Source organism: Rhizobium sp. 01N447_2 (genome assembly GCF_056399245.1).
Map to the genome: position 1 here is coordinate 18,952 of NZ_JBFTQY010000036.1, position 24,663 is coordinate 43,614.

Below are 24,663 nucleotides of genomic sequence, written 5' to 3' on the forward strand. Positions count from 1 at the left end.
ATGCTGCTTCCCATCCACACCTCGAAAAGGGGCGGCGGCAACGCCGCCCTCAACACCGCCGAATGGCTCTCGCTCTCCGCCGCCGCAGACGGATCAGCCGCCAAGCCGAATTGCAAACCCGCTACCCTCGCCGTTGCCGATTGGCTGTCGCTCGCCGCCGCTCCGACATTCGCGATCATGGCACTGCTGACGGCCACGACCGGCAGCGCCGACATGATCTGCATGACGGCGCCGGATGCCTTCCCGATCGGCGGAATGGTGCCCATGTACCTGCTGATGAGCGGCTTCCACCTGGCGCCCTGGCTGCGGCTCGCCGCCGGCTGGCGGGGCTTGAGCCCCCGATAACGCTCCGCGACGCCGCCGGTATCTCTTCTCCCCGGCCGGGAGAAGAGGGAGCAAGCCGCACTCCCGCTCAGCCGCGTCCGGCTTTACCCCTTACCAAAGCGATCAAGTTCATGCCCTCACCTCGATAAAGTCGATCGGCCCGCCGGCAATCTCGTCATCGAAGACCGCGCAGGAAAGCTTGCCGCCGAAGACGCAGCCGCTGTCGATGTTGGTGCGGTTTCCTGTCGTCACCGGGTTGGACAGCGACGGTGTATGGCCGTGGACCAGGTGCTTGCCCCAATAGTCGCTGGACTCACCGGGAGGGAACCGTAACCAGAGAAGATCGTGCTCGCTCTGCTGCTCCAGCGGAAATGCTGGATCGACGCCCGCATGGACGAAGATGCGATATCGATCGACATGCATGAGGGGACGATCGGCCGCCCATTGCAGATGCTGGGGCAGAACTCTGCCGCCATAGGACATTTCGGTTTCAAGTCCGCCGATGCCGCTGCCGATCCACACGTCTCTGCTATAGCTATCGGCATAGGCAGCGACCATCAGGTCCTCATGATTACCTTTCAGGCAGATCCATCGCCACGGGTCCGATGGACCGGCGATGATCCGGTCGAGGACGCTTTTGCTGTCAGGCCCGCGATCGACATAGTCGCCAACGAAGACGACGGTCCCTCGAGGCGCATAGGCCGCGATCCGATCGATCATCCTGTTCAGCGGATCGATACAGCCATGGATATCACCTATGGCGAACGTGTAGCGCATGCTTCGACCCTCTCGGCTGCAGTGCGACGGCGCGCGGCCAAGACGAGAAGACGCGCCAGGGCATTATGCCGAGGCTCACGCCCCACGCCGTCCACCGCATCATAACAAACGAAAGCCCGCCGCCATCGGGAAAACCGACTCAATCTCCGGTATTTATGGCGGTTGGCTCTCCTTCCGCTTGAGGCAATCGCCACAACACTCACGCCTGCTCAGTGGGGTAGAGCGTCAGGATATTGACATTGACCCTGCGCGGCTGCGTCACCGCATAGAGAATGGCCGTGGCGATGTCCGCGGCCTCTAGTTGCTCCATGTCGCCAAGCCGTTGTTCCACCGCCTCGCGGACACTGGCGCGCATGTGGGAGGTAAACTCGGTCCTGACGGCGCCAGGCTCGATGCAGGTGACGCGAATGCCATCCCGGCCAATCTCCCGCCGCAGCGATTCCGCCATAGCGCTCGCCGCATGCTTGGTGCCGGAATAGACCGTCGAGGGATGAATGTACCGGCCGGTGCCGGAGGAGACGATGACGATATGGCCGGCCCCCTGCCGCTGCATCGTCGGCAACGCCGCATGGATCGGGTAGAGCAGCCCGAGGAAATTGACCTCGACCATCTCCCGATACTCGGCGGTGGTCGTGTTCCGGAACGGCGCGGCAACGCCGACGCCGGCGACGCAGAGCAGCATGTCGAGCCTGCCGAAATCGCCGATTGCCCGCTGCACCATCGCCGCAGCCTGTGCCTCGTCGGACACGTCGGCCTCGATCGGTAGGACCTCACCGCCGCGCTCGCGGATGCGCTCCGCCAACGCCTCGAGGCGCGGCATGCGGCGCGCGGCGATCGCCACGCTTGCCCCTTCCTCCACCAGCGCCAGAGCGGTCGCCGCACCTATGCCAGACGAAGCGCCGGCAATGAGGGCGACCCTGCCACTGAGCTTTTTGTCTGTCTGCATACCGGCTCTCCCGTCTTTTGGTTCAGGGCTGGCGAAATTATCGGCAATTTAGGCTGCGATGATCATGACAACAATGCTATATAAATCGAACAGACTATGTGGACTTGGAGGCATAATGCGCGGCAGCGACTATGCGGAGCTCAAGGCGTTCGTGACCATCGTCGCCCACGGCAATTTCGCGCGCGCCGCAGCCGAGCTCGGAATGTCGGCATCGACGCTCAGCCAGACGATCCGCGCGCTGGAAGCCCGCCTGGGGCTTCGCCTATTGAACCGCACGACGCGCAGCATATCGCTCACCGACGCCGGCGAACGGCTGCATGCACGCTTCAGGCCGGCCATGATCGAGATGGAGGCGGCGGTCCGCAATGTCGTCGACGCACGCGACACGCCGGCGGGAACGCTCCGGGTGCATCTGCCGAGTGTCGCCGCCGCAACCTTCCTCGAGCCAACCCTCGGCCGCTTCCACGCCGCCTATCCCGATATCGTCCTTGACGTGACGATCGACGATGCAGTCACCGACATCGTCGAAGCCGGTTATGATGTCGGCGCACGGCTGGGTGAGTTTCTCGAAGCCGATATGATCGCCGTCAAGCTCGGCGGCGAGCAGCGCCAGCTGGCCGTCGCTTCGCCAGAGTACATCGTCCGGCACGGCCGCCCAAATGTGCCGGGCGACCTGCTCCAGCACCATTGCATCAACTGGCGCCGGCCGGGCGGTAAAGGTCTCTACAAGTGGGAATTCCTCAAAGAAAACACATGGTTCTCCGTCGCGGTCAACGGCCCGCTGATCGTCTCGCACCGCGAGATGGCCCTTGCCGCCGCCGTCCAGGGCGTCGGCATTGCCTTCTGGGCCGAAGACCTCGTGCGTCCGCTGATCGAGGACGGCAAGCTCGTGCCGCTGCTTGAGGAGTGGTGCGGCACCTTCCCTGGCTGGTTCCTCTGTTATCCCTCACAACGCTACACACCGCCGAGCCTACGCGCCTTCGTCGATTTCCTCAGGCGCGATTCGGGGGCAGCAGAGACCGCTCGACGAAACCGCAATGGATCGTAGGATGACAACTAGACAGGGCACCCGTCGGCGATCGCCGTGACAGTCGCCGAAGATGCCGATCCACGAACGATTGTCGCATCAATAAAAGCCAGGCGTTACGTACCATCAAGGGCAGCTTGTAGCCCGAAGGCGACCTTGCATTGTGCGATCGTCAACGGCTATGCCTTCATCCCATGAAAAAATACGGACGAACCTATCACCTGCCGATTTCGCCCGGAGCGACAAGCGACGACAAGGTCATGACGAAGCTTGACGGGCTGATGATCGCCGATCTTGTTATCACCGAGAAAATGGATGGTGAGAACACGACCATTCATCGGGGTGGGTCTCATGCCCGCAGTCCCGACAGCCGTTACCATTCGTCGCGCGATTGGCTTAAAGCCTTTGCCGCCGGGATCAGCCCGCAACTGGCAGACGGCGAACGCATCGTGGGCGAGAACCTCTATGCCCGGCACTCGATCGGTTATGATGATCTGCCGTCATACTTCCTCGGCTTTGCATGGATTATCGAAGGCGAAGTTCAATCCTGGGATCTGACTCTGGCTCGGTTCGAAGAACTGAGCATCGTTCCGGTGTCGACTCTGTATCGGGGGCCATACAATGCCGGCCTGTTCGAGGATACTGCGGCCTCGTTGGATAGGACCAAGCAGGAGGGGTTTGTCGTTCGGATCGCTGATGCGTTCCTGGAAGCCGAAATGCCAGTTCGGATGGGCAAGTATGTGCGGGACAACCACGTTCAGAGTGAAAAGCATTGGATGCAGTCGGAGCTGATCGCGAATCGCTTGGCAAATTCCTGACGGCCGCTCGCCTCTCCTCCGTCCTGTGCTCGTCACAGGAATCCAGCCACGCCGCTCGCGGGCCTCACGCATGGCCCGCGGGATCTTGCCCTGCGACGCCGGTTTTATCATACTGCCCGGCATGAGCGGACATGAGAGCCCTATCGAGTTCTACACGCGACCCGGCCCGATGACCTCGGCCGGGCTGCATGCGCCTACCCTTGCCGCGCTCCAGGGCGTCGGCGCCGTTGCCGCCGCCGTACACGGCACGCTGCTGCATGATGCCTGGGCGCAACACTACGATCAGGTGCTGACCCCGGAACGAAGGGCGCAATCGCACACGCGGCCGGCGGGCGAGATACTCGATACGATCATGGCGATCGATCCTGCGCCCCTCGACATCACGCGCCCGCCTGACAAGCGCAGCATCGGCACATGCCGCAATTTCACCGTGCTTGCCTGCGCAGCACTCAAGGCCCAGAGCCTGCCGGCACGCGCCCGCTGCGGCTTCGGAATGTATTTCGAGGGCGGCAAGGGCATCGATCACTGGATCGTGGAATATTGGGACGGAGAGCGCTGGGTGTCTGCGGACTTCCAGATCGACGATCTCCAGCGTGCTGCCTTGAAACTCGATTTCGATCCTCTCGACCAGCCTTCGGGCAAATTCCTGAGCGCTGGCGAAGCCTGGCAGCGCTGCCGCGCCGGCACCGCCGACCCCGGAAAATTCGGCATCTTCGACGAGTCCGGCTTCTGGTTCATCGCCATGAACCTCGTCCGCGACTTCGCCGCCCTCAATAACATGGAGATGCTTCCCTGGGACAATTGGGGATCGATGCCGGAACCCGAAGAAGAGATGTCTGCGGATGGTCTCGCCCGCTTCGATCGCCTCGCTGCCCTGACGATGGCAGCGGACGAACGCTTCGGGGAGTTGCGGGCGCTCTATGAGGACGATGCCGGGCTGCGCGTGCCGGCGCAGGTCTTCAACGGCGTGCGCCAGCAGATGGAGGATGTGGGCAGCGCGTGATTTATGGAATGGCTGAGATCGCCGCTTGTTCCCTCTTCTCCCCGCCGGGGAGAAGGTGGCCTGAAGGGTCGGATGAGGGGGTTACACGGCACACCATTCATTGCCCCTTCGTTTGCGCTCAGCGCATTCGCTCCTGTCGTCGCTCACCCCCTTCATCCGCCTGCAGGCACATTCTCCCCACCGGGGAGAAGAGATACGCGGCGGCGCCTTGGTTTCCCTCTCCTCGACTATGGCGAGAGAGGTAAGGCGAGCATGCCGCAACGCCTCTGTCTGCCACCCACCCCAAATGTCCACTCTTCTCAGATCGGCTTGATTTCGCCCCAGACAATCCTGGTGCACACGACAAAGCTCAACCGATCATCATTCGAATAGGAGCGCAACAGCTCCGAGAGTTCCGCATCAAACCTTGCGATGCGGTCGCCCAGTTTTGAAGGCGCAAATGTATCCCGCGAATGCTGGCAGGATACGAAGTCTTCGACGTTCTGCTCGAAGGGACGCTCTGATACGAAGTGTTCGCTGCCATGGAGGTTGAGATAGCTCTGATAGCTTCGCATGCCCTCGGACCTTTTATCGTGATCGAAAGGCTGGCCTGTCACCTCCGGAACCCACTTCCCCAGGAAAGAATGCCAATCCGATTGCCATGGAGGTTCGAACGGGTCGTCTCCGGAAATGACGGCCATGACATGGCCTGGCGCGGCGTTTGCCAGAAGATGCGGAAACAGCCTGCTATGATCCATCCAGTGGATGCTTGCCGCAGCGACCGTCAGATCGAAAGGTCCACCGTTGGCCGGGAAATCCTCGGCGAAACTTTCTATCCACCGGATATTCCCCGCGTTACCGCCCGGCAGCGATCTGCCGAGAGCGATCATATGCTCAGAGGGGTCAACTGCCGTAACACTTGTAAACGCACCCGCCAGAGCGCACGAGATTTTTCCAGGTCCGCAACCGATATCCAGGAGATGCTCCGACCGTGGCGCAATTGCCAGAAGCTTTCGAAATACGGCATCGGGGTAAGGCGGGCGATACCGGTAATTTGCGACAACGTCGGTTTCCGAAAAGGAGGAGCCCCTGCGCTGATCCATCAAAACTCCATGCTCTCGCGGCCTAAGCAGACGCTGTAACACAAGTTTATGTCAATGGGTTTTCATCGGTTCGGCCATCCGGTTCCGATTGTCTTCCGGGACGAAACTGTGCCATGACCGATCGACCCCAGATACAACAGATCAAGGTGCGGCATCGGCATGAAGAAGATCGGTTTCCTCTCATTCGGGCACTGGACGCCCTCGTCCCAATCGCAGACGCGCTCGGCCGGCGACGCGCTGCTGCAGTCGATCGACCTTGCCGTCGCGGCCGAGGAGCTCGGCGCCGACGGAGCGTATTTTCGCGTTCATCATTTTGCCCGCCAGCTGGCCGCACCCTTCCCGCTGCTATCAGCCGTCGGCGCTAGAACCAACAGGATCGAGATCGGCACCGCGGTCATCGACATGCGCTACGAGAACCCGCTCTATATGGCTGAAGATGCCGGCGCGGCTGACCTCATCGCCGGCGGCCGCCTGCAGCTCGGCATCAGCCGTGGTTCGCCCGAACAGGTGATCGATGGCTGGCGCCATTTCGGTTATGCCCCGCCCGAAGGCCAGAGCGAGGCCGACATGGCCCGCCACCACGCCGAAGTCTTCCTCGAAGTGCTGCGCGGCGAGGGTTTTGCCAAACCGAACCCGCGGCCGATGTTTCCGAACCCGCCCGGTCTCCTGCGCCTCGAGCCGCATTCCGAGGGCCTGCGTGAGCGGATCTGGTGGGGCGCAAGCTCGAATGCCACCGCCGTCTGGGCGGCCAAGCTCGGCATGAACCTGCAGAGCTCGACGCTGAAGGACGATGAGACGGGCGAGCCCTTCCACGTCCAGCAGGCCGACCAGATCCGCGCATACCGCGAGGCCTGGAAAGAAGCCGGCCACACGCGCCAGCCGCGCGTCTCGGTCAGCCGCAGCATCTTTGCGCTGGTCGACGACCGCGACCGCGCCTATTTCGGCTATGGCAATGACGGTGAGGACAAGATCGGCTTCATCGACGAGAAGACCCGGGCGATCTTCGGTCGCAGCTACGCCGCCGAGCCCGACTCCCTGATCAAGCAGCTCGCCGAAGACCAAGCCATCGCCGAAGCCGACACCCTGCTGCTGACCGTCCCCAACCAGCTTGGCGTCAACTACAACGCCCATGTCATTGAAGCGATCCTCACCCACGTCGCGCCTGCGATGGGTTGGCGCTGAGGCCCCTTCCCGGCAGGCGATCTTCGTCGACCAGGCTGCGTCACACTATGGCTCATGCGCGGTTTGATTTGCCGCAGCCAATTTCCCCATGGCCTGCTGGATGGCCGAGAAGAAAAGCGCCGTCGTGATCCCGAACATCATCAGCCCATTGGCTGCCTGCAGCGGCGCTAGCAGCCGGATACGGCCATCCAGCACGACATCGCCATAACCGAGCGACGTGAAAGTGACGCCCGAAAAATACATTGCCGTTTCGAAGTCTTCGAAGGCACCGAGCACGCGATATAACACTGCCCAAAAAGCGACCTGGAAGATATTGCCCAGCATGAGCACGATCATCAGGACCGAGAATTGCACGAAGATCGTCCGCCAGGGCTTTCGGCCTACGGGTTGCGTGCGCGCGTGAGCAAAATAACGCGCAGCCAGCACCGAAGCCAGCGCCTGGAGTGCGAGGCAGATCGCCATCGCAAGCAGGCCGAGACCAATGACTTTGATCATGGGGCCGGACCTTCGATCTGGGGGCCGTCCTCGACCGGGCGCTGATGCAGCCATTCCATCAGCAAAACGAAGCCGACGGCCAGCAGCACGGGGCCGACAAATATACCGAGAAGGCCGTCAGCTATCATCCCTCCGATGACACCGACCAGGATGACCGGCATCGGCACATCAGATCCGCGGCCGAGCATCAATGGTTTGAGAAAATTGTCGCTCAGCCCGGCGATGAAAGACCATATGGCGAAGATGATTGCTGGTGTTGTCGCTTCCGTGACAAAGACATAGGCCATGACAGGCAGCGTCAGCAGCAGCGGCGGTATCTGCACGACTGCCAATAGAAACGTGACGAGCGTCAGGGCACCGGCCGCCGGAACCCCGATGGCGAAGAAGCCAATGCCAACGAGCATCGACTGGATTGCCGCCACACCGACCACGCCGACCGCAACTCCCCGGATCGTTGTGGCGGTCAGGTGGACGAGCCGGGCACCCCGCGCCCTGCTGTTGGTGACGAGTTCCAGCAGACTGAGGGCAAAAGCCGCAGCACCCTTGGCGTAAGCGACAAGCACGGCGGCGATCGCGATGGAAAGAACGAAGGCCAGGCCGCCAGAGGCCAGGCCGCCGGCGAAGGATGCGAGCCACGCAGCAGGCTTGCTCAGCATCTCGCCGTATTGACGCAATGCCGAGGGCAGGTTGGCTGCAGCGAGCGACCAGCCGTCCGAGATCTTCGCTCCGACTACCGGCAGGTCGGCAAGCCACGTTGGAGGCGGCGGAATTGTCAGGCTATGGTTCTGCAAACTGGACACAAGCCAGTAAATGGAAGACCCAAGCGACGTGATCACGACGAACATCGGCACCAGCACGACGGCAACGCCGACGATCCCGATAAGAGATGCCGACCAGCGATTGCCGATCCGATCGGACAGGCGCAGATGCAAGGGATGAAGCATGACCGCCAGGATCACTGACCAAAGCAGAATGCCGAGGAACGGCGACATGATCCTGGCGCAGACATAGACCAGAAGCGCGACGACTCCCAATTGAACCGCTGCATGGATGATGGACGGTCTCGACGGCGCGAGATCGACATTCGATGCGCTGGACGTCATTTTCCCCTCCCGGCCCGGCCTCCGCCAAGAGCGAAGCCGGACGCTCACGCATCGGACAACGAAACCCTCCACCCGGTATCGGACCTGCAATTGGTGGTGCGGCGAGGATCTTGCCGACACCGTGAAAGATCGTCTCCAACGCCCCATCATCATACACGACTTCGTGAAAACGGGATACGGCCACTGCTGCCGAGCTCTCAAACCCTGGTGTACCTGGCGCGGAATTCGCGGGGGCTGCAGCCCTCGCGTTCGTGAAAGACACGCGAAAAATAAAACGGGTCATCCAGGCCGACCATGGCGGCGATGGTTTCGATCTTCTCCTCGGTGGTTGCCAAGAGCTGTTTGGCGTGATCCATGCGCGCACGAAGCTGGAATGCCTTGGGCGGCAGCCCGGTTTTGAGCGTGAACCGCCTGCGCAGCGTCGCCGGCGACATCCCGTGCTCGGCGGCGAAGGCTGTAAGGTCCAGCGGTTGCATTGCGCGTTGCCGCAGCGTCTCGACGATTTCGGCCATGTCGGGCCTGTCTCGGCGGTGATCGGCCGCGCCGCTTGCCTGTCTTGCGGCTGATATGACGATGCGATGCAGCATCAAGGCCGCCGATGCCTGCCCGAGGTTGGTATCGTCGAGCAGGTCGGCATGCAGGGTGCCGAATAGCCGCGCCATCTCATCTACGTGATGCAAGGCCACGACGGGCTGTCGCTCGGTCATGAGCCTCAACCGGACGAAGTCTCGCGTGAACGATCCTTCGAAAAGCGCCCAGCGCTCGTCCCAGCCGCCTTCATCGGGGCCATAGGAATGCACGCGGTTCGGAAACAGCCAGAAGAGGATCGGCCCGGTGAGGCTCAGGCGGCCGCTGGCCGCGGTGTCCAGCCAGCCCTGCCCGCGCTCTACCAGCACGACGGCGAAACTCGGCAGTTTCCGGTCCGTCACCGCACGGCGGGCCTGCTGCCTGCCGCTGCCGGTAACAGCAAGTCCGCCGGCAGCGGCTAGCGGCGTCCTATAGATGGCCTCTGGGTCTCTCATGGTGAGCGAAAAGTCCAGCTATGAATTTCCTCTATGTCGGTTGGCGCGCCGGATCAGGTAATTGATGGCAAGCCAACTCAAGCGACGGAGGAGTGAAATGTCAATTGCCGCGGAGGCCGAGCAGATCTGCAGGCCGGAATTTCCCCTTGCCGCCCATGGCAAAACCTTGCCTGCGGAGCGGACGGGCTGGCTCATGTCGACCGATCCCGCCATCGGCGTCGACGCCATCCGCCGMCGCTACCAGCACGATGGCTATGTCTGGCTGAAAGGCCTTCTGCCGCGGGCCGATGTCATCGATTTCCGCCACTGGGTCTTCGAACGCCTTGCCGAAACCGGACTGCTCGAGCCGGGCAGCGATTTTTCTCTGGGGATCGCGTCTGCCGGTGGCTTCGACAGAAGCCTGGCGGACCGGCGCCTGATGTCGCTCGTCCGCTCCGCCGCCTATGAAGGCTTCTGTGCGCAACCACTGCTCGCCCGCTTCATGGACGATTTCCTGCAGGGCATCTCCTATCTGCACAAGCGCAAGATCATGCGCTTCGTCCAGCCGGGATCGCTGACAGCCACGCCCGCCCACTACGATCTCGTCTATCTCCGAGGCGGCACCAGCCGCCTGGTGACGGCCTGGATACCGATCGGCGACACCCCCGCCGAGATGGGCGGCTTGGTCTATCTCGAAGGCTCGCATGCTCTGGGCACCAAGATGGAGGCCGAATTCAGGGCGGCAAGCGGCGATCTTTCTCCGGAAGAGCAGATCAGTGCCTATAACAGCCACATGAGCGAAGGCGGCTGGGTCTCGAAGGATCTCCCCGACATGGCAGAGCGTTTCGACACCCGCTGGCTCGCCGCCGATTATGAGGCCGGCGACGTGGTGCTCCACTCGCCCTACATGATCCACGCTTCGACCATCAACCAGGACCGCAGCCGGCGGCTGCGCCTCTCCACCGACATAAGATATCAGAATGTCGACGACGAGATCGACGTCCGGTGGAACAACCACTGGAGCCTCGGCGATATGCTGTAGCCCGGCTTCCAGTGCCCATCTTTGACCGGCGATCCGGTGCTATGGCTGCCATAAAAGGTTGATTGGCGAAGAGACGTCGACACAGAAGCGGAGCGTCGGGACCTTACTGCCGCGGTAGCCGTTGATGGTGCGAACCTTGAATCGATCCCATGACTGACCGACTTATTGATGTAGCCGAACCGCTCGAGTTGCCTCATGCCGCGTACGAACCTGAACGATATCATGATCTTCATGGCCGTCGTCGATGCCGGAAGCTTTATCGCCGGCGGCCAGGCCATGGGCCTGTCCCGTTCCGCGGCAGGAAAGGCCGTCATCCGCCTGGAAGACCGGCTCGGCGCGCGCCTGCTCAACCGCACGACAAGGACACTGAGCCTAACCGATGAAGGCCGGATGTTTTACGAGCGCGGGCTGCAGATCCTCGCATCGGTCGACGAGGCGGAAGCGAGCGTGGCAGGGCAGAACAGCACGCCGCGAGGTGTTCTCAGGCTCACCGTTCCCGATGCCTTCGGGCGGCTCGTCGTGCTGCCCCTGCTTGAAAAATATCTGCGGGCCTGGCCCGACATCCAGGTCGAAGTGAGCTTCACCGATCGTTTGGCCGACATCGTCGAGGAAGGCTTCGATCTGGCGATCCGGATCGGCGCGACGGCGACGGCGTCGGACATCCGCCTCGTCTCGCACGTGATCGCCACCTATAAGGCGCGGCTCTGCGCCTCGCCGTCCTATCTCGCCGAGCGCGGCGAGCCGGGCGACATCGACGATCTCGCAGCCCACGACTGCCTGATCTTCGCCGGCCGCAATCAAAGGCAGGGCTGGCGCTTTCGCGGTGAAGGCGGTCCCTGGGTCAAAGCGCAAGGGCGCAGCCGCCTGAGGCTCGACAGCGCAGAGGCAATCCGCGACGCCGCCCTGGCGGGGCTGGGCATCGCGTTGCTTCCCGATTTTCTCGTCGCCGACGATCTCGTCACCGGCCGCCTCCGGCAGATCCTGACCGACCTCGAAACCGACGACGCAAAGATCGTCACGCTCTATCTCGACAAGCGCCTGCTGGAACCACGTGTCCGACGCTTCGTCGATCTGATAGTTGAAGAGCTTGGGCGCCGGGGGCAAAGCACGGGGCCGCGACGCTAAAACAGTAGACGCACGCTTTCATGCGCCGGCATCGGCGACCGCCTTGTCGAAGCCGCGGAAGCTTTTCAGCGCCAGGGGAAAGAGCGTTGCGGCGAGATAGGCGAGCCCGGTGAGCGAGAGCGCCGCGGCAAGGCCGATCGTACTGATCAACGCGCCGCCGACGAGGCCGCCGAAGGGGATGAGGACAAAGCAGAGGGCGGCGTTCATCGCGGTGACGCGGCCGGTCAACGGCTTGGGGATGCGCTCGAAGATCACCGCAGACAGGATCGGATTGAGGAAGCCCGAGGCAAATCCTGCGATTGCCAGGGTGATGAAGATGAGGGCGAGCGGCGCATCCAGCGCAACAACGAGAAAACGCGGAAACCCGGTCAGCAGGAACGCCACGGTATAGACCATCAGGCGCGGCATCCGCTCGCCGATCGCAGCGGCAATCGCGGCACCCGCGATCGAGGCGCCGGTGAAGRCCGAAAACATCGCCCCCAACAATTCCGGGCCATGGCCTGAGCTCTGCGTCCAGACGGGCAGCAGTACGGCGTGATAAGCCTGGTCCAGCAGGTTGGTGGTCGCCACCATGGTGACGATGCTGACGAGCACCGCGTCGCCGCGCAGAAAGCGCCAGCCTTCCCGGAGATCGCTGAAATAGGAGGACATCCCGCCCGGCCGAGCCTCAGGCGCGCCGCGCGGTTCGGGCATGCCGCGTGGCTCGGGGACGCGCCGCAGCCCAGGAATGCCTACTCCCACAATCAGCGCAGCGGCGGCGAAGGTGACGGCATTAACGACGAGCGCCTGGCCCGGGCCGATCAGGCCGATCAGCGCGCCGGCGCCGGCTGCCCCCGCCGTCGAGGCCAGCCGCTCGATAGCACCGACGACGCCGGTGACCCGTTCGAGCGGCATGGCCGCCAGCGTGGCGATATCAGGCACCATCGCCTGTTTGGCGGCATCGGAAGGGCCGCGCAGCACGCCCATGGCAAAGACAACAGGCAGTAGCAGCGGCATATTAAGCAGGCCAAAGAGATCGAGCAGCGGCACCAGCCCCACCACAGCCACCGAGGCGGTATCGCAGACGACGGCGATGCGCTTCGGGCCGACGCGGTCGATCAGCGGCCCACTGAGCGCCTTGGCGGCGACATAGGGCAGCATTTCCATCATAGCCGTCAGCCCGGTCAGAACCGGGCTGCCCGTCGTGCTCAGCACCAGCCAGGGAATGGCGATGGTCGACAGCCGCGTGCCGGAAAGCGAAAGCGTCTCGGCTGCGGCAAGCGCCAGGAAAGGTCCACCTCTTCTCATGGCCCACCATCCCCATCGCAGTGCGGGAGCCGGCCCGGGTAGGGAAAGGCGTGCAGCATGATCGAGAAGGGAACCATATCCGGGGGTGCCAGCTCCCCCAAAGGCGGAGCTACCCGCATCGCTTCGAGAATGATATCGGTCAGCCGCTTGGTCAGGGCTTCGGCCTGTTCCGCCGTCATCGGGATGATGATGTCGCTGGCCGTGCTCGCCTTGCGCCATTCCGCCGGCAGCTCGGTATATTCCTCCAGCGCCTGCTGCATCTGACCGACCTGCAGCGAGAGTGCCGCCTGGTTGAAGGCAAGATCGAGATCCAACGCTTCGCCCTCAGCCTCGCTGGCCGGCACCGAGGTAAGTTCGTGGCTTGCGCGCCACCAGCGATCGCGCCGCGAGGGATGCGGTGCTTCCTCGATAAAGCCGTATTGGGCAAGCTGGCGCAGGTGATAGCTGGTAGCGCCGCTGTTCAACCCGAGCCGCACCGCCAGCTGCGTCGCCGTAGCGGGTCCATCGACCCTGAGCATGCCGAGCATGCGCAACCGGACTGGATGCGCCAGCGCCTTCAGCGCGGTCGGATCGGGCACCACGCGGCTGATGGTGCGGGGTGCGGTGACGGATTGAGCAGGCTGCGGGCGCGGTGTTTTCATGCCGCAAGCCTACTATTGCAAACATATCTTTGCAAATTTTTCTTTGCAAAACTTCATCCCTGCCCGCAGCTCAATCCGTCGGCAGGGCAAAGACAGCGCAAGGGTCGGCGATGCCGCGCAATGTGTGCTCTCCGAGCGGCGTCAGCGCCGTCGCCGTATTCGCTGCCACCGCGCCCGAGATCAGCACGCTTCGGCCGAGCGGCTTGCAGAGCCCTTCCAGCCGGCTGACCAGATTGACGGCGGGGCCGATGGCGGTAAAATCCAACCGGTCGGCCGCGCCGATATTGCCCCACAGGATTTCGCCGAAATGAAGTGCTGCGCCGAAGGGCAGCGGTGCCAGTCCCTGCGCCTGGCGCAGTTGATCGAGATGGGCCATGCCGGCACGGCTGGCGGCGACCGCCCGAAGTGCGGCCTCGCAAGCCTCGCAATCCCCTCGGGCTGCGTCGCCCTCGCCTGACGTAGCCGTGACCGGAAAGATCGCCAGCACGCCGTCGCCGATGAATTTCAACACCTCACCGCCGAAGGCATGCACGGCGCCAGCGACGCGGTCAAACCAGGCGTCCAGTGCTGATATCATCACGTGAGGTTCGGTCACCTCGGAGAGGGCGGTGAAGTCGCGCAGATCGGCACAGAGAAGGGCCGCGCGGATGGTCTCGCCGGTGCCGCGGGCAAGCGCGCCGGCCTGCACCCGCGCGGCGCTACGGCGGCCGAGATAGGCTTCAAGCAGCGCTGCCCGCGCCTCGCGCGCCGCCAAAGCGGCGAGCGGCGCTGCAGCAAAACGCGCGACCTCGCGCAGCAGGCCGGCCTCGGCTGCGCCGAATGCACCTGCCCCTTCCCCGCTGGCAACCCTCGCCCAGCCGAGCAGCGGGCTGTCCGACCGATTGTCCTGTGAAGGCCCGATCCTGTCTTCCCATACCGGCCCGAGCCCGGCCAGCCACTCGCGCCCGGCCTCGCTCCGCGGAGCGGCGGCAAAGGCCAAAGCCTCAATAACAGCGCCAGTCTCCGCCCGCCACAGCCAGGTGCGCCGCGCGATGATCGGATGCGGCACCGAAAGCGTCAGCGCGCCGCCCAAAAGCGGCAGGCCATCGGCCAGCAGCCGGCGCCCGAGTTCGGCCAGAAACCATTCGGGACTGGGCGAGGCACCGGCCTCATCAACCAGCCAGGCAAGGGGAGATGGCAGATCCATGGCTTAACATCGCACGCTGACCGGGGCGGCCGCAAGGATGTCCCCGGGTGAGCGCAAGCAGCCATTCCGAATGTCCATGAGGACGTTTCCACCGGCTCAACCTTTCATCCCCAAAAGGACGTTCCACTCCCCTGTCGAAAACCATTCGCCGCGGTGGAAAACAAAAAATAAACACTTTAAACTTGCGCGGCTTTGATTCCATTATGGGGCCGTTCGTCATCGTGTGATTGAGGGGTACGATGGGCACGATTTTCTGGCCGAAAGATCCGCTGGATGGGAATGACATGACGCTGCTGACGTCGATCCTTCGGCGATGGTGCGAAAGATATCAGGTCGAGCTGACGGCGGAGGAGAGTAGCCGCAAGGCGAAAGAACTCGTCGAATGGTTCGAATTCGGCGTCAAGGATCCCGTCGAGCTCGAGGAATTGATCGACGACAAGCACTGGCTCGTCAGCAGGATCTGATCCTCTCGGGCGAATCGGGAGAACGCTGGCTGTCAGCGTCGGCGAAGCATTAGAAAAGGCCGGGCGAAAATCGCTCCGGCCTTCGTCCATCTACATCTAAGCCAGACCTTTAGTCATCATCCCGCCAGCGCCGGTCGCGATCCCAGCGCCTCTCATCGCGCCAGCGCGGACCATCCCAATCCCGGTGACGCCGCTCCCAGCCCCAGCGGGGCGGACCACCGTAGAAAGCTACCGGCGGCGGGCGTCTCCAGTTTCGCCGGCATTCGCCCCAGCGCGTCAGATGCCAGCCGCGACCGCAGGCGTAGTCGACCTTTGTGACATTGCTCTGGACATTGATTGTCCCCATCGGCATTGCCTCCGCGGTACCGATCGAGAGGCTGCCGGCAAGCAAGGCAGCCGCGATAGAAAGTGCCTTCATCGTGAACTCCATTTTCAATCCAGCCGTCCGCAGATTAGGACCGCTAAATTGAACTGGAGATGAACTGCGCGTTCATGTTTGCGGTAGCAAAAGAAGCGCTTCCGCACGACCGGCTTGGGCGCTCGCCGACCGTTGTTGTCGCAACGGCAAGCGCTTCACAGACGCCCCGCTGCCGGCAAAATTTGTTCATGTCCTGCCGTAAAAAGGGTCGGGACCCGGATCATGCCCGGCGGCGACCTCGGTCAACCGCCCGAGGTAATGCGCCCAGCCTTCCGCATGGCCGGCGCATTGCTCGGCGCTCGGCAGGCCGCTATGGGTGAGCCGCAACAGCGTTCCATCTCCTTGCTCGATCAGGTCGATCTCGACCAGGCTCGACCCCGGCGGCACCACCTCACTGCCGTCCCAGCCGAAGCTGTAGGCAAGGCGATGAACCGGAACCACTTCTCGAAACGAGCCGCGCGCAAAGCGGGCGCCGGTGACGTTGACGAGATAGAGCCCACCGGGCTGCGGCTCGACCTGCGCCTCCGTTCCCATCCAGCGCAGGATCTTTTCCGGGTCGGTCATCAGCGCGAACACCGCGGCCGGCGGCGCCGCGATATGCGCCTCGCGGTGGACGACGAAGGGGTCTTGCATCTCTCTCTCCCGTGGTTGCCACGGCCCTGCCCGTCTCCGGTGGAGACGGCGCATCCTGTCTTGCCGTGCTATTCTGACGTGAATGTCCTCACTGGAAGCATGTAGGCGCAAGCCCATCCTCCACAAGAGGGCTTGCCCGTCGCGATCGACGAACAAGCAAAATCGCCGCGTCGGGAGCCCTGATCCTGCATCGGCGCTTTCATCGGTCACGAAAGCCTCTTCCTGACTATTGCCAGCCCGTCACCTTCCACCTATTGTTCGCGCCGTTCTCAGGGCGGGGTGCAAGTCCCTACCGGCGGTATGCAATTTGGATTGCGAGCCCGCGAGCGCCTTCTCAGGAAGGGTCAGCAGATCAGGTGAGATGCCTGAGCCGACGGTCATAGTCCGGATGAAAGAGAACGCGCGTTCCTGCCGCCCTTGCGGCTGTCGGGGACGTTCGTGATCGCCTTGGGTGATGTGTCTGTTCGCCAAAGGAGATTACCATGACACTCACCCGCTATGCCTTCATCAAAGCCAGCTGGCATGCCGATATCGTCGACCGTGCCCTAGATGGCTTCCATCAGCTTATTCCGCCCGAGCAGGTCGATGTGTTCGATGTTCCCGGCGCATTCGAGATGCCGCTGCTGTCACGCGATCTTGCGGCAAGCGGGCGCTATGCTGCTGTCGTTGCCGCCGCCTTCGTCGTCGACGGCGGAATCTACCGGCACGAATTCGTCGCCCAGGCCGTCGTCGATGGGCTGATGCGCGCCGGCATGGATACCGGCGTGCCGGTGCTGTCGGTTTCGCTGACGCCGCATCAGTATCAGGAAACCGAGCATCACCAGCAGATCTACCGCGCACATTTCGTCGAGAAAGGGCGCGAGGCCGCAAAGGCGGCTCTGACGATCGGCAAAACCCGCGCCGCTCTCGCCGCGTGAAAGCGGTTCGACGAACAGAGGAACGCAGGAGATGAAGACGGCGGGGCACTCCCGCCGTCGACCGCATCAGATCGACTTCACCTCGCCGCCATCCATGCGCAGCGTCGAGCCGGTCATCCAGCGTGCGCCCGGCGATACCAGGAAAGCCATCAGTTCGGCGATTTCTTCCGGTTCGCCGTAGCGGGCGATGCCGGCCTGCTTGGGGAAATGCGCGGTCGCCTCTTCCACGCTCACGCCATGCAGCGGCGCCCAGTAATCGAGATAGGAACGACGCCGGCCGGTCATGACGGGACCGGGCAGCACGCTGTTGACCTGCACGCCATCGGTGATGCCGCGATCGGAAAAGGCCTTGGCGAGCGCGACGATGGCAGCATTGATGGTACCGACCGCCGCATACGGCGCCTTCGGAAACACCGCCGAATTGCCCGACATCAAGACGACGGAGCCCTTTGCCTCTTTCAGCGCCGGCCATGCCGCTATCGTCAGGCGCCTCGCGCCGTGCAGCTTTAACGCCAGCCCGTCTTCCCACTGCGCATCGGTCATCTCGAAAAGATCGATCTGTGGCACCCCGCCGGCGATGTTGAGCAGCGCATCGATGCGGCCGAAGGCGCCAAGCGCCTGATCGACCACGGCCTGCGCCGTTTGCGGCTCGGCAAGGTCGGCGCCGATGACGAGGGCTTGCGCGCCGGCCGCCCTCACCGCCTGCGCGGTCTCCTCAAGATTGGCGCGGTTGCGGGCGACCAGCACCAGCGCCGAAAAATCGCGCGCGAGGCGCCGCGCCGTCGCCTGGCCGATACCCTGGCTGGCCCCGGTGATGATCGCTACTGAGTTCGACATGTCGTTTCTCCTCTCTGCTTCGGCCACCGCCCGCCCATTCCGGCGGGGCGGCGCCGGGTTGCCGTCAGCGGGCCAGAAAATCCCGAATCTCGGCAGCGATCTCGGCAGCATGCGTTTCCAGCGCAAAATGGCCCGTGTCGAGGAAGCGCACGACCGCGCCCGGATTATCGCGCTTGAAGGCCTCTGCACCGGGCGGCAGGAAGAACGGGTCATTCTCACCCCACACGGCCAGGAACGGCGGCTTGTGGGTGCGGAAATACGCCTGGAAGGCAGGATAGAGCGCGACATTGCTCTTGTAGTCGCCGAAAAGATCGAGTTGCACATCCTCGACTTCAGGCCGGGCCAGATAGAAATTGTCGAGCGAATAACCATCCGGCGAAACCGCCGTCGGATCGGCGACGCCATGGGTATATTGCCAGATCGTCGCCTCCGGCTGGAGCATCGCTTTCAGCGCATTGCGGTTCTCTTCGGAGGCGTCCTCCCAATAGGCCTGGATCGGGTTCCAGCCGTCGCTGAGACCTTCGACATAGGCATTGCCGTTCTGCGAGATGATCGCCGTGATGCGCTCGGGATGTTTCACCGCCAGCCGGAAGCCCGTCGGCGCGCCATAGTCGAACACGTAGACGGCGTAACGATCGAAGCCGACGATTTCGGTGAAGCGGTCGATCGTGGCCGCGATCCCGTCGAAGGTGGCAGGCCGGGCCGGCAGGTCGGATTGTCCGAAGCCCGGAAGATCGGGCGCGACGATGTGGAAGCGGTCGGCCAGCAGCGGAATCAGGTCGCGGAACATGTGGCCGGCGCTCGGAAAGCCGTGCAGCAAAAGCAGCTTCGGAGCATCCGGCGAACCCGCTTCGCGATAGAATATCTTGAAGCCGTCGACGTCGGCGGTGCGGTATTTGATGGTGGACATGACAGTCTCCTTTGTGTTGGTAACTTGTTTGAGATATTATGTTCGGTTATTTCGCCTGCCGTTGCAGGCGGCTGCTGAAGATCTCCGGCTGGAGATAGAGAACGAGGGCGCAGCAGATCAGGAAGAAGCCGAAGAGCGGCACGAAAGGGGCGACGAACCCCGCCACGGCGAAGATCGCAAGACCCAGCAGCGTGCGCCGGCGCGCCAGGCGGCGGGCCGGTTCGGGCATGGCGTCCGCCTCGGCATGCGCGAATATCTCGCGCTCGAACAAGAGATAGGCGGCATTGACGACCACGAAGACGGCGGCATAGATGGCGACCGGCATTGGCGCGAGGTCGGTCCTCGCCATCCAGGCCGTCGTGAACGGCAGCAGCGACACCAGGAACAGGTGCGCGAAGTTGATCCAGATCAGCCGGGTCGACGCAAAGCGCACCAGCCGCAGCAGATGGTGATGGTTGATCCAGATGATTGCGATGAACAGGTAGCTCAGCGCATAGCTGACCAATATCGGCCAGAGCGACAGCATCGCCGATATGTCCGGAACCTCGGGCGCCTTCAATTCCAGCACCATGATGGTGATGATCACCGCGAGCACGGCGTCCGAAAAGGCGCTCACCCGCTCCGTCGTCATCTTCTCTCCGTGCATCTCAGTTCCTCCTCATCCCATGTTGACGGTTGACATCAGGCCGCCGCCGCGGCGACTGCCTCCCTGACAATGTCGAGCACGGCGGCCGGCGCGGTCACACCGGGCGTGTGGTCGACAGCGTGGAAACGCGTAAGCGCGCCCATCCGTTCGGCCATGAAGCGCTGATTGTCGGCAACGATCATCCGGTCTTGTTCGGCGACCAGGAACCAGGTCGGGCGGTCCTTCCAGAGCGGGCGCGGCACGGGAACGGTGATGCAGGCCGGCGAGATCGGCCGCTGCACGGCGGCAAGCACTATCTGCTCATCGGCCCCGGCATTCGGGGCGAATGCTTTGCCAAAGGCCTCATCAGGCAGGTAGATCAGGCCATGGCTATCGGGCGAAAGTTTCGGCGCTTGCGGGTGCGGCTCGCCGCGATAGAAGATATCGGCAACCGTCTCGCCCTCATCGGGCGCCAGCGCGGCGATGTAGACCAACGCCTTGACCTTCTCATCCTTCGTCGCCGCGATCACCGCGCCGGCATAGGCATGGCCGACGAGAACCACCGGCCCCGCCACCCGCTCCAAGGTGTGCTCGAGTGCCGCAACGTCATCGCTGAAGGAGGTCAGCGGCAGCGGTGCTGCGACCACTGCCACGCCTTCGGCGGTGAGCGGCGGGATGATCTTCGACCAGCTAGAACCATCGGCCCACGCGCCGTGGACGAGCACAACATTTACTTCATTGGGGGACATCGGCCTTCTCCTCTGCATCTGGCTGAGATCAGGTAACCTGTTTAATGTGTTTATAACGGTTACTTCCATAGCGCGTAACTTGTCAAGAACCATTTAAGAGGTTACATGCCATTGATGTCTTCGAGAGATCGCCGGCGGTGCACATCGCGGCAGCCGGAACAGGAGTTATGATGGACAACCGCTCCCCTGCCATTTTCGTCGGCGACGCGTTGGGACTGGATTTTCTGAATTCGATCGCCACACCCGTGGACATGCCGATCGACTGGATCGACGACGGCGAAGGACTGCTGCGCTGGCTGGAGCAGGCAGGGCTCGTCCCGCACGAGACGCTGGAGGCGATGAGGGCGCAGGCTCTGCCCGGCGAACTCGATAAGGTCGCCGACCAGGCGAGGCACCTGCGCGAGTGGTTCCGGGATTTCGTCCGCGCCCACAAGGGCCGCCCGCTTCCAGCAAATGCCCTGGAAGAGCTGGAGCCGTTGAACCGCCTGCTCGAACGCAACGAGGGCTTCAGCCGCATCGTCACTGGGCACGCCGACGGCCACGCCACACTGGAGCTTCAGCCGATGCGCAAATGGCGCTCGCCCGATGCGCTGCTGCTGCCGGTCGGCGAAGCGCTGGCGCAATTCGTCTGCACGGAGGATTTCTCTACCGTGAAGGCCTGCGAGGGACCGGTCTGCACGTTGCTTTTTGCCGACCACACCCGTGGCCACCGGCGGCGCTGGTGCAGCATGGCCATGTGCGGCAACCGGGCAAAGCAGGCAGCCCACAGGCATCGGCTGAAGGCGGATCACGAGTGATGCGCTGTCAGCCGGATCTTTGCATGGCCGGGTCGGAATCTGTCTTCAACCGGTATAGGCATGGAATCCGCCAATACCGGCCAAATCAGACAGAATAATTGATTCGACGGCCTCACAGCGCTGTGGTCCACTGGCTGGTGACATGTATCGCCATTCTTAACGCATCCAAAACCTCAAGGAGCTGAAGATGAGCAATGCCATGCGCAGTGAAACCCCCATTGAGACCCCGAGAACACAGCCTGTCGACACCAAGCTCGAGGTGGTCGTCATCCCCGTTTCCGACGTCGACCGCGCCAAACGTTTTTACGACGGCCTGGGCTGGCGGCTCGATGCCGACTTCGCCAATGATGCCGATTTCCGTGTGATCCAGTTTACCCCGCCCGGCTCCGGCTGTGCGATCATCTTCGGCAAGAACGTCACCGCCGCGCCACCCGGCTCGGCCCAGGGCCTTTACCTTATCGTCTCCGACGTCGAGGCGGCCCGCCGCGACCTGATCGCCCGCGGGGTCGAGGTGAGCCAAGTGTTCCATGACGCGGCCGGCGTCTATGCCGGCAAGGACGAGCCCTATCTGTTCGGACGGCTGCGGATCGCCGGCCGCGATCCCGATCACCGCAGCTATCGCTCCTTCGCATCTTTCAAGGATCCCGACGGCAACGGCTGGCTGTTCCAGGAAGTCACCACGCGGTTGCCGGGACGCATCGACGCCGACGACACGAAATTCACGACGTCGACCGAGCTTGCGTCARCGCTCCGCCGCGCGGCGACCGCCCACGGCGAACACGAGAAGCGAAACGGCGGCAAGCACGACGAAGGTTGGCCGGACTGGTACGCCGAATACATGGTCAGCGAACAGGCCGGCAAGCAGCTGCCCTTATAGGCAACAGCGGCGACATCCTCTGAGAAGCAACGGCATTTCGGTATGGCGCGCGCCATACCGAAATACTCTATTGTGTCTTCGCCTCACCAATTTCACCGATCTCCTTGCCGACGTCAGGTCGAGGATCGGAATCCACCAGAAGCTGTCATTGAGATGCGGAAGACATCTGCGACGTTATCCAATCGGAAAATGCGAGCATGGCTGCTGTTGGCGGCCTTGATTGAAGTCGGGTCAGCCAATAGCTCCCCAACGATATGGTCGTAGGAAAAGGTTGTCTAATAGCCCCCGAGGATAGATGTCTGGAAAACATCGACGGCGGTGCCAGAGCGATCCCCAGTCCTTGCAGGGCCGCCTCCATCATCGCGAGGGAAGAGTCGAAGACGATACCGGCATTTACCTGCGCCGCCGGAGGAACGTTCGCTGCCGCAAACCAGGTGCTCCATTCGTCCGCCCTGTAGCTCCGCAAAAGCGTCGCTTCGACCAGGTCTGCAGGCGACCTCAAACGCTCGGCCAATTTGGGCGTGCACAGAGGAGAGAGCGGAGCGTCGAACAGACGCAGCGCTTCTGTGCCGTGCCAGGAGCCACTGCCGAAGCGAATGGCTAAGTCCAGTCCCTCGGCCGCCATATCGACGCGATTATTGTTTGTCGAAACGCGCACATCGATGAACGGGTGCTGCTGTTGAAAATCCGAAAGCTTTGGCAACAACCAGCCGACGGCAAACGTTCCGACCACGCCCAGGAACAGCAATTCCCGAACCTGCCCGGCTTCAATCCGGTCCAGCGTGATCGCCATCTGATCGAAGGAATTGGTCAAGGTCGGCAAAAGAGCTTCGCCTTCTGCGGTGATTTTCAAGCCCCTCGGGAGACRCTGAAAAAGGGCAGCCCCCAATCGCTTCTCCAGGCTTTTGACCTGCTGGCTTACCGCGGCCTGGGTAACACAAAGCTCGATCGCGGCACGGGTGAAGCTGAGATGTCTTGCCGATGCCTCGAAGGCTCTCAAGCCATTTAGAGGGAGGAATTGCCGAACCATCTTAGCCCTAGATTTTCTTGGATCTCCTCCGAGATATCATCGTTTGCTGCTGTAAAACAGTGCCGTTAAATGCCGTCCTCATGCGCCTTTGCGTTGATGAAAAGCTGCCTGCGGAGGATGAAAATGAATCGTAATTGGATAAAAATTCTATCGGCCACCTTGGTCTCGACATGCATTGCCACAAGTGGCTTTGCGGCCGACGAGATGAAACTGAAAGCAATCTCGGACGCAGCGGTAAAGCCGATTATGGATAAAAACAGCATTCCGGGCATGGCCGTTGCCATCGCCGTTGACGGAGAGGACCACATCTTCAACTACGGTGTCGAGTCGAAGGACACAGGCAGGCCCGTCAGCCCGGCGACCATGTTCGAACTGGGATCGATCAGCAAAACGTTTACAGTCACCCTCACCTCCTACGCGGACGTGACCGGCCGACTTTCGCTGTCGGACAAGGCACGCAAATATCTTCCGTCGATGAAGAGAAGACCCTTCGGCGATGTCGAGCTGATGAATTTGGGCACGCACACGGCTGGCGGATTTCCGCTGCAAGTTCCCGATGAAGTCAAAACCGAAAAACAGCTGATGGAGTATTTCGCAAGTTGGAAACCTTCATATGCCGCCGGAACGCACCGAACATACGCCAATCCAAGCATCGGCGTGCTCGGATACATAACGGCGAAAAGCATGGGCAAAGATTTCGCAKCCCTTATGGAAGACCAATTGTTTCCTTCTCTCGGGTTGACGAGCACGTATATCAATGTGCCGAAATCGAGAATGGCCGACTATGCCCAAGGCTACAAGCGAAGCGGTGAGCCGGCTCGGATGACACTCGCCACTCTTTCGTCCGAGGCCTATGGAGTGAAATCCACAGCAAGCGACATGATCCGGTTCATCGACGCAAACATGGAACTGGTCAAGTTGGACGGAAAGCTCCAGCAGGCGATCACGAACACGCACATGGGATACTTCGATGTCGGCGCGATGACGCAAGACCTTATTTGGGAGCAGTACTCCTATCCCCCGACATTGACGACGTTGATGGACAACAATTCCAGCGCGATGCTCAAAACCATTCCCGTCAAGCAGCTGACGCCGGCGATGGAACCGCGCGACGATGTGTGGATCAATAAAACCGGCTCCACGAATGGTTTCGGCGCATATGTCGCGTTCATCCCGAAAGAGCGAGTTGGCATCGTCATTCTGGCCAACAAAAACTATCCCAACGAGGATCGCGTCTCTGCGGCATACCAAATACTGACTGATATAACTTCGGCGCGCTGACCCGGTAGAGCATGATGAAGCGTGCGCGGTTTTCGGACGACATCATGCTCTAACTATGTAATTCAGAACAGGATTGAGATTTTAGG

Annotated in this window: 28 protein-coding genes and 1 riboswitch; of the genes, 12 read left to right on the forward strand and 16 right to left on the reverse strand. The window is 62.3% G+C overall.

The annotated features are described in order from the left end of the window. The gene (locus AC1ECN_RS22540; protein ID WP_018074306.1) at positions 1–345 is read left to right on the forward strand and encodes a hypothetical protein; all 345 of its coding nucleotides are present in this window, start codon (positions 1–3) and stop codon (positions 343–345) included. Positions 346–453: 108 nt separating this feature from the next. Here AC1ECN_RS22540 and AC1ECN_RS22545 read toward each other — a convergent pair whose 3' ends face one another. Together AC1ECN_RS22545 and AC1ECN_RS22550 are read right to left on the reverse strand one after the other, a co-directional pair. Next, the gene (locus AC1ECN_RS22545) at positions 454–1,101 is read right to left on the reverse strand and encodes a metallophosphoesterase family protein (RefSeq protein ID WP_018074305.1); all 648 of its coding nucleotides are present in this window, start codon (positions 1,099–1,101) and stop codon (positions 454–456) included. Positions 1,102–1,300: 199 nt separating this feature from the next. Beyond that, positions 1,301–2,047: an SDR family oxidoreductase gene (locus tag AC1ECN_RS22550; RefSeq protein ID WP_075224039.1), complete on the reverse strand. Its 747-nt coding sequence runs from the start codon at positions 2,045–2,047 to the stop codon at positions 1,301–1,303. Positions 2,048–2,162: 115 nt separating this feature from the next. Between AC1ECN_RS22550 and AC1ECN_RS22555 the strand changes: the two genes are divergently transcribed. From AC1ECN_RS22555 to AC1ECN_RS22565, 3 genes are all read left to right on the forward strand, one after another. Then, positions 2,163–3,095: a LysR family transcriptional regulator gene (locus AC1ECN_RS22555; RefSeq protein ID WP_075224040.1), complete on the forward strand. Its 933-nt coding sequence runs from the start codon at positions 2,163–2,165 to the stop codon at positions 3,093–3,095. Between the two features lie 239 nt (positions 3,096–3,334). Further along, on the forward strand, positions 3,335–3,892 hold the full coding sequence (locus AC1ECN_RS22560) for an RNA ligase family protein (RefSeq protein WP_245484729.1): 558 nt from the start codon (positions 3,335–3,337) through the stop codon (positions 3,890–3,892). 121 nt (positions 3,893–4,013) lie between these two features. Continuing rightward, positions 4,014–4,895 (forward strand): transglutaminase-like domain-containing protein, encoded by an 882-nt coding sequence (locus AC1ECN_RS22565; protein WP_130673543.1) that lies wholly within the window; start codon positions 4,014–4,016, stop codon positions 4,893–4,895. A 299-nt stretch (positions 4,896–5,194) separates the two neighbouring features. Here AC1ECN_RS22565 and AC1ECN_RS22570 read toward each other — a convergent pair whose 3' ends face one another. Further along, positions 5,195–5,977, reverse strand: coding sequence for a class I SAM-dependent methyltransferase (locus AC1ECN_RS22570; protein WP_018074301.1), 783 nt, complete (start codon positions 5,975–5,977; stop codon positions 5,195–5,197). Positions 5,978–6,136: 159 nt separating this feature from the next. Here AC1ECN_RS22570 and AC1ECN_RS22575 point away from each other — a divergent pair, with 159 nt between their 5' ends. Next, positions 6,137–7,159, forward strand: a complete 1,023-nt coding sequence (locus AC1ECN_RS22575) for an LLM class flavin-dependent oxidoreductase (RefSeq protein WP_130672837.1) — start codon at positions 6,137–6,139, stop codon at positions 7,157–7,159. 45 nt (positions 7,160–7,204) lie between these two features. On the opposite strand, the gene AC1ECN_RS22580 is transcribed toward AC1ECN_RS22575, so the two are convergent. From AC1ECN_RS22580 to AC1ECN_RS22590, 3 genes are all read right to left on the reverse strand, one after another. After that, positions 7,205–7,654, reverse strand: a complete 450-nt coding sequence (locus AC1ECN_RS22580) for a potassium channel family protein (protein WP_018074299.1) — start codon at positions 7,652–7,654, stop codon at positions 7,205–7,207. After that, the gene (locus AC1ECN_RS22585; protein ID WP_130672838.1) at positions 7,651–8,757 is read right to left on the reverse strand and encodes an AI-2E family transporter; all 1,107 of its coding nucleotides are present in this window, start codon (positions 8,755–8,757) and stop codon (positions 7,651–7,653) included. The genes AC1ECN_RS22580 and AC1ECN_RS22585 overlap by 4 nt, the downstream gene beginning before the upstream one ends. Positions 8,758–8,954: 197 nt before the next feature. Beyond that, positions 8,955–9,779 carry a helix-turn-helix transcriptional regulator gene (locus AC1ECN_RS22590; protein WP_130672839.1) on the reverse strand — a complete coding sequence of 275 codons (825 nt, stop codon included), beginning with the start codon at positions 9,777–9,779 and terminating at the stop codon, positions 8,955–8,957. A 97-nt stretch (positions 9,780–9,876) separates the two neighbouring features. On the opposite strand from AC1ECN_RS22590, the gene AC1ECN_RS22595 reads away from it, so the two are divergent. After that, positions 9,877–10,800, forward strand: coding sequence for a phytanoyl-CoA dioxygenase family protein (locus tag AC1ECN_RS22595; protein ID WP_130672840.1), 924 nt, complete (start codon positions 9,877–9,879; stop codon positions 10,798–10,800). A gap of 195 nt (positions 10,801–10,995) precedes the next feature. Next, positions 10,996–11,925 carry a LysR family transcriptional regulator gene (locus AC1ECN_RS22600; protein ID WP_018074295.1) on the forward strand — a complete coding sequence of 310 codons (930 nt, stop codon included), beginning with the start codon at positions 10,996–10,998 and terminating at the stop codon, positions 11,923–11,925. 18 nt (positions 11,926–11,943) lie between these two features. Here AC1ECN_RS22600 and AC1ECN_RS22605 read toward each other — a convergent pair whose 3' ends face one another. From AC1ECN_RS22605 to AC1ECN_RS22615, 3 genes are all read right to left on the reverse strand, one after another. Further along, complete coding sequence (locus AC1ECN_RS22605) at positions 11,944–13,212, reverse strand: MFS transporter (RefSeq protein WP_477954138.1); 1,269 nt, start codon at positions 13,210–13,212, stop codon at positions 11,944–11,946. Further along, entirely contained in the window at positions 13,209–13,853 is a 645-nt protein-coding gene (locus tag AC1ECN_RS22610; RefSeq protein ID WP_130655851.1) for an ArsR/SmtB family transcription factor, read from the reverse strand. The genes AC1ECN_RS22605 and AC1ECN_RS22610 overlap by 4 nt, the downstream gene beginning before the upstream one ends. 70 nt (positions 13,854–13,923) lie before the next feature. Continuing rightward, positions 13,924–15,039, reverse strand: a complete 1,116-nt coding sequence (locus AC1ECN_RS22615) for an adenylate/guanylate cyclase domain-containing protein (RefSeq protein WP_130672841.1) — start codon at positions 15,037–15,039, stop codon at positions 13,924–13,926. 239 nt (positions 15,040–15,278) lie between these two features. Between AC1ECN_RS22615 and AC1ECN_RS22620 the strand changes: the two genes are divergently transcribed. After that, the gene (locus tag AC1ECN_RS22620) at positions 15,279–15,503 is read left to right on the forward strand and encodes a hypothetical protein (RefSeq protein ID WP_011652655.1); all 225 of its coding nucleotides are present in this window, start codon (positions 15,279–15,281) and stop codon (positions 15,501–15,503) included. A 109-nt stretch (positions 15,504–15,612) separates the two neighbouring features. Here the strand turns inward: AC1ECN_RS22620 and AC1ECN_RS22625 are convergent, their stop codons facing one another. Together AC1ECN_RS22625 and AC1ECN_RS22630 are read right to left on the reverse strand one after the other, a co-directional pair. Then, positions 15,613–15,921 carry a GCG_CRPN prefix-to-repeats domain-containing protein gene (locus AC1ECN_RS22625; RefSeq protein ID WP_018074291.1) on the reverse strand — a complete coding sequence of 103 codons (309 nt, stop codon included), beginning with the start codon at positions 15,919–15,921 and terminating at the stop codon, positions 15,613–15,615. Positions 15,922–16,107: 186 nt separating this feature from the next. Continuing rightward, on the reverse strand, positions 16,108–16,554 hold the full coding sequence (locus tag AC1ECN_RS22630; protein ID WP_018074290.1) for an SRPBCC family protein: 447 nt from the start codon (positions 16,552–16,554) through the stop codon (positions 16,108–16,110). A 261-nt stretch (positions 16,555–16,815) separates the two neighbouring features. Then, a riboswitch (FMN riboswitch) is annotated at positions 16,816–16,958 on the forward strand. Positions 16,959–17,036: 78 nt separating this feature from the next. On the opposite strand from AC1ECN_RS22630, the gene AC1ECN_RS22635 reads away from it, so the two are divergent. Then, positions 17,037–17,471 carry a 6,7-dimethyl-8-ribityllumazine synthase gene (locus AC1ECN_RS22635; RefSeq protein ID WP_130672842.1) on the forward strand — a complete coding sequence of 145 codons (435 nt, stop codon included), beginning with the start codon at positions 17,037–17,039 and terminating at the stop codon, positions 17,469–17,471. A 66-nt stretch (positions 17,472–17,537) separates the two neighbouring features. Here AC1ECN_RS22635 and AC1ECN_RS22640 read toward each other — a convergent pair whose 3' ends face one another. The 4 genes from AC1ECN_RS22640 to AC1ECN_RS22655 all read right to left on the reverse strand — a co-directional run bounded on the left by AC1ECN_RS22640 (position 17,538) and on the right by AC1ECN_RS22655 (position 20,592). Beyond that, a complete protein-coding gene (locus tag AC1ECN_RS22640; RefSeq protein WP_130672843.1) occupies positions 17,538–18,308 on the reverse strand; it encodes an SDR family oxidoreductase in 771 nt (256 codons plus the stop codon). Positions 18,309–18,372: 64 nt separating this feature from the next. Further along, positions 18,373–19,218 (reverse strand): alpha/beta fold hydrolase, encoded by an 846-nt coding sequence (locus AC1ECN_RS22645; protein ID WP_075224050.1) that lies wholly within the window; start codon positions 19,216–19,218, stop codon positions 18,373–18,375. A 46-nt stretch (positions 19,219–19,264) separates the two neighbouring features. Further along, entirely contained in the window at positions 19,265–19,864 is a 600-nt protein-coding gene (locus AC1ECN_RS22650) for a TMEM175 family protein (RefSeq protein ID WP_130672844.1), read from the reverse strand. 35 nt (positions 19,865–19,899) lie between these two features. Continuing rightward, positions 19,900–20,592, reverse strand: coding sequence for an alpha/beta fold hydrolase (locus tag AC1ECN_RS22655; protein ID WP_018482916.1), 693 nt, complete (start codon positions 20,590–20,592; stop codon positions 19,900–19,902). Positions 20,593–20,762: 170 nt separating this feature from the next. On the opposite strand from AC1ECN_RS22655, the gene AC1ECN_RS22660 reads away from it, so the two are divergent. Beyond that, positions 20,763–21,389 (forward strand): CGNR zinc finger domain-containing protein, encoded by a 627-nt coding sequence (locus AC1ECN_RS22660; RefSeq protein ID WP_130672845.1) that lies wholly within the window; start codon positions 20,763–20,765, stop codon positions 21,387–21,389. 187 nt (positions 21,390–21,576) lie between these two features. Further along, positions 21,577–22,266, forward strand: coding sequence for a VOC family protein (locus tag AC1ECN_RS22665; RefSeq protein ID WP_477954140.1), 690 nt, complete (start codon positions 21,577–21,579; stop codon positions 22,264–22,266). A gap of 145 nt (positions 22,267–22,411) precedes the next feature. Here AC1ECN_RS22665 and AC1ECN_RS22670 read toward each other — a convergent pair whose 3' ends face one another. After that, the gene (locus AC1ECN_RS22670) at positions 22,412–23,296 is read right to left on the reverse strand and encodes a LysR family transcriptional regulator (protein ID WP_477954142.1); all 885 of its coding nucleotides are present in this window, start codon (positions 23,294–23,296) and stop codon (positions 22,412–22,414) included. 123 nt (positions 23,297–23,419) lie between these two features. On the opposite strand from AC1ECN_RS22670, the gene ampC reads away from it, so the two are divergent. Further along, entirely contained in the window at positions 23,420–24,577 is a 1,158-nt protein-coding gene (gene ampC / locus AC1ECN_RS22675; RefSeq protein ID WP_477954144.1) for a class C beta-lactamase, read from the forward strand. The last annotated feature ends 86 nt before the right edge of the window (positions 24,578–24,663 follow it).